The sequence below is a fragment of the Pseudarthrobacter sp. 10T415 genome, from assembly GCF_056394175.1.
In genome coordinates this window covers 411,314-417,871 of the sequence record NZ_JBFTHJ010000003.1, presented here as the reverse complement: position 1 = coordinate 417,871, position 6,558 = coordinate 411,314, and the positions used below count along the sequence as shown (strand labels likewise).

Below are 6,558 nucleotides of genomic sequence, written 5' to 3'. Positions count from 1 at the left end.
TGGTCGTTGGGGTGCAGCCGTGCGTAGTCGCCCTTGGGGTGGCCAAGGATTTCCAGGGCACGGTTGGCGATGACCTCGTTGGCGTTCATGTTCGACGACGTTCCCGCGCCGCCCTGGATGACGTCCACCACGAACTGCTCGGCAAGCTTGCCGTCCAGGATGTCCTGGCAGGCCTGCTCGATGGCTGCGGTGCGCTCGGCATCCAGCAGGCCAAGGTCCCGGTTGGTGCGGGCGGCGGCGAGCTTGACCGCTGCCAGGCCGCGGACCAGATGCATGTTGGTGGAGAGCGGCTGCCCGGTGATGGGAAAGTTCTCCACAGCGCGCAGGGTATGCACGCCCCAATATGCCTCCGCGGGAACATCGCGGTCACCCAGCAAATCATGCTCTGACCGGACGTGGATGGAGACGGCGGTTTCAATGGTAGTCAAGGGGGTCCTCACAAGGCTTCGTTGTCGGGCGTGGACGAAAAAGATGGACTGAAAAAGGGCAGGGTTCAAAAAGGGCAGGGTGAACCAGCGTGTGGAGCGAAGGACATGCAGGGATGGCGCTCAGATTGTCCGGTGGACTACGGACTGTGGCAGATCCGGTTGGCTGCCGCAGGGAAATCTGTCCTGGCCGGTCAGCCTCCCGGGACGATGGTGCCGAGGGCACACTCCACGCCATGCAGATGCATGGTCATGGCTTGGGACGCGTCGTCGGCCGAGCCCCGCTCGATGGCAGCGAAAATCCGGGCATGTTCGTCGCCTGATTCCTTCCGCCGGTCGGCCACCAGGTTGAGGGTGCTTGACTGGTTTGCCATGGCCTCACAGATGTCCGACAGGAATGATTCAAAGACGCCGTTCCTGCTGCACCGGGCGATGGTCATGTGAAACTCCGTATTCAGGAGCACCCATTGCTGGATATCGTCCTCCTCCGCCATTTCACGGAGGATTTCCCGAAGGGCTTCCAGGTCCTCGTTGGTGCGCCGCTGGGCGGCCAGGCCTGCAGCGGGTACCTCGACATGGGGCCGGGCTTCCACGAGGGCGCTGGCAGAGTACTTTCCGAGCTTAAGGTCCCGGGCGACCTTGTCTGCTATGACAAAGGTCCCCTTGCCGGTGTGGGTGGCTGTCAGCCCCAAGGCGGTGCATGAACGCAGCGCCTCCCTGACCATGGTCCGGCTCACGCCGTACTGCCGGGCGAGCGCCGCTTCCGAGTCGAGGCGGGTGCCGACAGGGATCTGTCCGGCTTCTATGGCACCGCGAAGCGAGGCAAAAACCTGCTCTGCCGCACCAACGCGCACCACCGGTTCTTGTCTAGCTGTCCAGCTGTCCAACAGGTCCATAATAACGACTATGGCAGTAGTCACAGGGCCTGTCAAAAGGCGCCGACATACTGGACGCTGACCACGCCCCGAGCGCGCGGGCCCGCTGGTGCGGAGGACGGCTACAAGGTTAGCCGCGCCTTATTGTGAGATAGTCAAAATAAGTGGTCTAATGGGTTCCATGACGGAACACTTTGACGGCCAGGACGCTTGGGCTGCAGCCCTGCGTGCCCACGGCCGCAGGGTGACCAAGCAGCGGCTCGCTGTACTCGCCGCCGTCGAAAGCCACCCCCACTCCCCCGCCGAAAGCATCCTGGCTGCAGCCCGCGCCGAGCTTCCGGAACTGACGGCACAGTCCGTCTACGTGGTACTCGGAGACCTGACGGACCTGCACATGCTCCGCCGGTTTGAGCCGCCGCACTCCCCGGCACTGTACGAAACCCGCGTGGGCGACAACCACCACCACGCCATCTGCATCAGCTGCGGACGCGTGGAAGACGTGGACTGCGCCGTCGGCCACGCTCCCTGTCTCACCCCGCGCTGGAACCCGGACGCCAAGCCGATGACCATCCAGATCGCCGACGTCATGTACCAGGGCATTTGCCAGGACTGCCAGCAGTCCCAGAAACAGACTTTCAATCCTCCCCTGCAGATAAACGAGAAATAGGAGAACAATGACTGCCATTTCCACAACCCAGTCAGGTGCACCGGTTACGTCCGATGCCCACTCGAAGTCAGTTGGTGCCGACGGTGCCATCATCCTGACTGACCACTACCTGGTGGAAAAGCTCGCCCAGTTCAACCGCGAGCGGGTTCCGGAGCGCGTAGTGCACGCCAAGGGCGGCGGCGCATTCGGTACGTTCAAGGCCACCGAGGACATTTCGAAGTACACGAAGGCCGCGTTCCTGCAGCCGGGCGCCGAGACCGAGATGCTGATCCGCTTCTCCTCCGTCGCCGGCGAGAACGGCTCCCCCGACACCTGGCGTGACCCGCGCGGCTTCGCCGTGAAGTTCTACACCAGCGAGGGCAACTACGACCTCGTGGGCAACAACACCCCGGTGTTCTTCATCCGCGACGGCATCAAGTTCCCGGACTTCATCCACTCCCAGAAGCGCCTGCCGGGCACCCACCTGCGCGACGCCGACATGCAGTGGGACTTCTGGACCCTGTCCCCCGAGTCCGCCCACCAGGTCACCTGGCTGATGGGTGACCGCGGCCTCCCGGCCTCCTGGCGTGAAATGCAGGGCTACGGCTCGCACACCTACCAGTGGATCAACGCCGAGGGCGAGCGTTTCTGGGTCAAGTACCACTTCAAGTCCAACCAGGGCGTCAAGAACATGACGTCCGACCAGGCTGAAGCACTGGCCGGCTCGGATGCGGACTTCTACATCCGCGACCTGCACGAGAACATCGAAGCCGGCAACCTCCCCTCCTGGGACCTGCACGTCCAGGTCATGCCGTACGAGGATGCCAAGACCTACCGCTTCAACCCGTTCGACCTGACCAAGGTCTGGCCGCACGCTGACTACCCGCTGATCAAGGTGGGCACCATGGAGCTGAACCGAAACCCGGAGAACTACTTCGCGCAGATCGAGCAGGCCACCTTTGCGCCGTCGAACTTCGTGCCGGGCATCGCCGCGTCCCCGGACAAGATGCTGCAGGCCCGCATCTTCTCCTACGCTGACGCCCACCGCTACCGCGTTGGCACCAACCACGCCCAGATCCCCGTGAACCAGCCGAAGAACGAGGTCAACAACTACAGCCAGGACGGCCAGGGGCGGTTCCAGTTCAACGCGCCTTCCGTTCCGGTCTACGCCCCGAACACCTTCGGCGGCCCGGCTGCAGTTGAGCCGCAGAACACGGCCGGCGGCTGGGAGAACGACGGCGAGCTGACCCTCGCCGCGCACTCCCTCCACGCTGAGGACGGCGACTTCGTCCAGGCCGGCGCGCTGTACCGCGAGGTCTACGACGAAGCCACCAAGGCCCGCTTCCTCGAAACCATCACCGGTGCCGTGGGCGGCGTGAAGCGCTCCGACATCAAGGAACGCGCCATCCAGTACTGGACCAACGTTGACGCCGAGCTCGGCGCCAAGCTGCGCGCCAACCTGGGTGCCGCACCGGTTTCCGACGCCGAAGCAGCCAACAAGATCGGCTAACAGCCGGTACCGGGGCAAGTCCCCGGATCTTGCATGAAAGGAACACCCCGCCACGGATTTTTCCGGGCGGGGTGTTCTGCGTTTGTCCACATATTCGCCTGCACCTTCTGCGTTGTGCACATACGGCTGCCGGTCCACTGTTCCCCGGTGCCTGCCGGTTCTAGGCTCCGTACATGGACACTTTCGCAGGGATTCCGCCGGAGGCCTTCCGCTTCTACGAGGAACTCGAAGACAACAACAACCGTGAGTGGTGGCTGGAGCACAAGTCCACCTATGATTCCGCGGTCCGGGAGCCGCTGGAACTGCTCCTGGCCGGACTTGAGCCGGAATTCGGGCCGGCCAAACTGTTCCGGCCTTACCGGGACGTCCGGTTCTCACAGGACAAATCCCCGTACAAGACCGCCCAGGGTGCCTTCGCAACCCGGCAGGAAGGGGTGGGCTTCTACCTCCAGGTCAGCGCCGACGGGCTGCTGGTGGGCGGCGGCTACCACTCGCACACTCCTGCCCAGCTGGCCCGGTTCCGGGCTGCTGCGGATGCCTCTGCCAGCGGGGCCGGGCTGCAGGACATCGTGGATTCACTGGCCGGCGCCGGGTTCGCCATTGAGGGCGAGAAGCTCAAGACAGTCCCCCGGGGGTTCGGCAAGGACCATCCGCGTGCGGAGCTGCTCAAGCATAAGTCGCTGTCCGCGGGGGTTGAGCTGGGGCAGCCCGGGTGGGCGTCCACGACGGCGGCCAGCGAAGAGATTGCCCGCAGGTGGCGGGAGCTGCGTCCCCTTGTAGAGTGGGTGGGCCGGTACGCCGCCCCGTGACAGCTACTGCCCGGCCGCCGCCAGCCGGGCCTCGAGGTTGTTGAAGAAGACCGTCAGCATCAGTTCGAACGCTTGGGTGGCGGCCTCGGGCTCGTTCATCACCACGAAGTCGAATTGCAGCCCGTAGAACGTGGACGTGAAAAGCCGGGCGTCGGTATCCGCGAATTCTTCCTCGATGCCCTGCACCATCAGCCAGTCACGCGTCTGGTGGTGCAGCATGCGGAAATGCTCCCGGGAGGTCCCGCGGGGTTCCGCCGCCACAATGTCCTGGGCTGCGGCCTCGAACTCCAGGCGGGTCAGGTGCCGGTTGCGCTGGGCCATGGTCCACTGCCAGGAATCGAGGAGGAAAGCGCGCCATGCTGCCCGGTCAATCTCACGGACGTCGGTGCTGCGCAGCCGGTCCAGCCGGGACTCGATGGACACCACGATGTCGTTGATCAGCTGGTCCCTGCTGCCGAAGTGGTACACCAGCACGTAGGAACTCATGCCCAGGCCCTCGGCCAGGCTGCGGAACGTCAGCTGGGTGAGGGTCTTGTCCATGAGGTAGTCCTGGATGGCGCCCAGCAGTTCGGCTTTGCGTTCGGGTCGTGTGGGGCGTGCCATGCATCCATCCTATGAGCGGGCTCCATCCCGGAGCGGGACATGCGAATGCCCGCCCGGACGGCAGCCGGGCGGGCATTGGCAGGAACAGGTCAGGCGCGGGTGAATTCGTCCTCGTCGCCGGACTTGGACTCGGCGGCACTGCCGTTGACTGCGGCGTTGGCGGCGCTGAACCGTTCGTTCAGGCGTGAGTGCCGCTGGCCATAGGCGAAGTAGATTGCCAGGCCGATGACAAGCCAGATGGCGAAGAAGATCCAGGTCTCCACTGCCAGGTTGGTCATCAGGTAGAGGCACAGCACGGCAGAGACCACCGGGAGCACCTTGCCGAACGGAACCCGGAAGGCCGGCTTCAGGTCGGGGCGCTTGCGGCGCAGCACCAGGATGCCCAGGCTCACCACCACAAAGGCCGAGAGGGTGCCGATGTTGATCATTTCCTCGAGCAGGTCAACGTTGGTCAGGCCGGCCACCAAGGCAACTGCCGCACCGCAGATGATCTGCAGCCGTACCGGGGTGGAGCGCTTGTCGCTGGTTTTGGACAAGGAGCGCGGCAGGAGGCCGTCGCGGCTCATGGCCAGGACCACGCGGGACAGCCCCATGAGGAGCACCATGATCACGGTGGTCAGGCCGATCAGCGATCCGAAAGCGATGACCTTGGCGGCAGACGTATCACCCACGGCCTCGAAGGCGGTGGTGAGGGTGGGGTTGTCCGCTTCGGCCAGCTGGGTGTAGGACACCATGCCGGTCAAGGCCAGGGAGACGAGGATGTAGAGCAGCGTCACCACGGCCAGGCCGCCGAAGATTCCGCGGGGAAGGGTCTTCTGCGGGTTCTTGACTTCCTCGGCGGAGGTGGCCACCACGTCGAAGCCGATGAAGGCGAAGAACACCAGCGCGGCGCCGGCGAAGATGCCAAGGGTGCCGTACTGCGCCGGCGCCGCACCGGTCAGGAAGCCGAAGAAGGACTGCTTCAGGACATCTGCGGCACCGGTGCCGCCGGTGGGTTCAGCTGCCGGGACGAAGGGGGCGTAGTTTTCGACCTTGACGTAGGTGAAGCCCACGACGATCACGAAGAGGACGACGCCGATCTTGATCAGGGTGAAGATGTTGCCCACCCGGGCGGAGAGCTTGGTTCCCAGTACCAGCAGCACGGTGAAGATGGCCACGATCAGGAAGGCGCCCCAGTACAGGTCCACGCCGCCGATGGTCAGCGCCGGCGGAACGTCGGCGCCCATCAGGGCGAACACCTTGCTGAGGTAGATGCCCCAGTATTTGGCGATCACTGCCGCAGCCGTGAAGAGCTCAAGGATCAGGTTCCAGCCGATGATCCAGGCGAGGAGTTCACCCATGGTGGCGTAGGTGAACACGTAGGCTGAGCCGGCCACCGGAATGGCAGTGGCGAACTCGGCGTAGCACATGATGGCCAGCGCGCAGGTTACGGCAGCGATGGCGAAGGACACGGTCACCGCCGGGCCGGCGAAGTTGGCGGCGGCCTTGGCACCCACGGAGAAGATGCCGGCGCCGACGGCAACAGCGACGCCCATGATCATCAGGTCCCACGTGCTGAGGGAGCGCTTGAGCTTGCGTCCGGGTTCATCGGCGTCGGCGATCGACTGCTCGATGGGTTTGGTCCGGAGAAGGTTCATAGGGATCACAATCCTGATTTGTGAAGGAAACAGACCTATCAACCGTAGTGTCC

At 64.3% G+C, this 6,558-nt stretch carries 7 protein-coding genes; 3 read left to right on the top strand and 4 right to left on the bottom strand.

Annotated features, from left to right (window positions below; all coding sequences use genetic code 11):
* Together AC1DBN_RS07545 and AC1DBN_RS07540 are read right to left on the bottom strand one after the other, a co-directional pair.
* A partial coding sequence (locus AC1DBN_RS07545) for a lyase family protein (protein ID WP_477722918.1) occupies window positions 1-428 on the bottom strand: 428 nt, incomplete at its 3' end.
* 191 nt (window positions 429-619) lie between these two features.
* A complete protein-coding gene (locus AC1DBN_RS07540; RefSeq protein WP_091722179.1) occupies window positions 620-1,321 on the bottom strand; it encodes a FadR/GntR family transcriptional regulator in 702 nt (233 codons plus the stop codon).
* A gap of 160 nt (window positions 1,322-1,481) precedes the next feature.
* On the opposite strand from AC1DBN_RS07540, the gene AC1DBN_RS07535 reads away from it, so the two are divergent.
* The 3 genes from AC1DBN_RS07535 to AC1DBN_RS07525 all read left to right on the top strand — a co-directional run bounded on the left by AC1DBN_RS07535 (window position 1,482) and on the right by AC1DBN_RS07525 (window position 4,265).
* Complete coding sequence (locus AC1DBN_RS07535; RefSeq protein WP_477722917.1) at window positions 1,482-1,967, top strand: Fur family transcriptional regulator; 486 nt, start codon at window positions 1,482-1,484, stop codon at window positions 1,965-1,967.
* Window positions 1,968-1,974: 7 nt separating this feature from the next.
* Window positions 1,975-3,456: a catalase gene (locus AC1DBN_RS07530; protein ID WP_314214104.1), complete on the top strand. Its 1,482-nt coding sequence runs from the start codon at window positions 1,975-1,977 to the stop codon at window positions 3,454-3,456.
* Window positions 3,457-3,629: 173 nt separating this feature from the next.
* A complete protein-coding gene (locus AC1DBN_RS07525) occupies window positions 3,630-4,265 on the top strand; it encodes a DUF2461 domain-containing protein (RefSeq protein ID WP_314214105.1) in 636 nt (211 codons plus the stop codon).
* Between the two features lie 3 nt (window positions 4,266-4,268).
* Here AC1DBN_RS07525 and AC1DBN_RS07520 read toward each other — a convergent pair whose 3' ends face one another.
* Both AC1DBN_RS07520 and AC1DBN_RS07515 read right to left on the bottom strand, forming a co-directional pair.
* Window positions 4,269-4,868, bottom strand: coding sequence for a TetR/AcrR family transcriptional regulator (locus tag AC1DBN_RS07520; protein ID WP_091722187.1), 600 nt, complete (start codon window positions 4,866-4,868; stop codon window positions 4,269-4,271).
* An 89-nt stretch (window positions 4,869-4,957) separates the two neighbouring features.
* A complete protein-coding gene (locus tag AC1DBN_RS07515) occupies window positions 4,958-6,505 on the bottom strand; it encodes an amino acid permease (protein ID WP_314214107.1) in 1,548 nt (515 codons plus the stop codon).
* Window positions 6,506-6,558 lie beyond the last annotated feature (53 nt).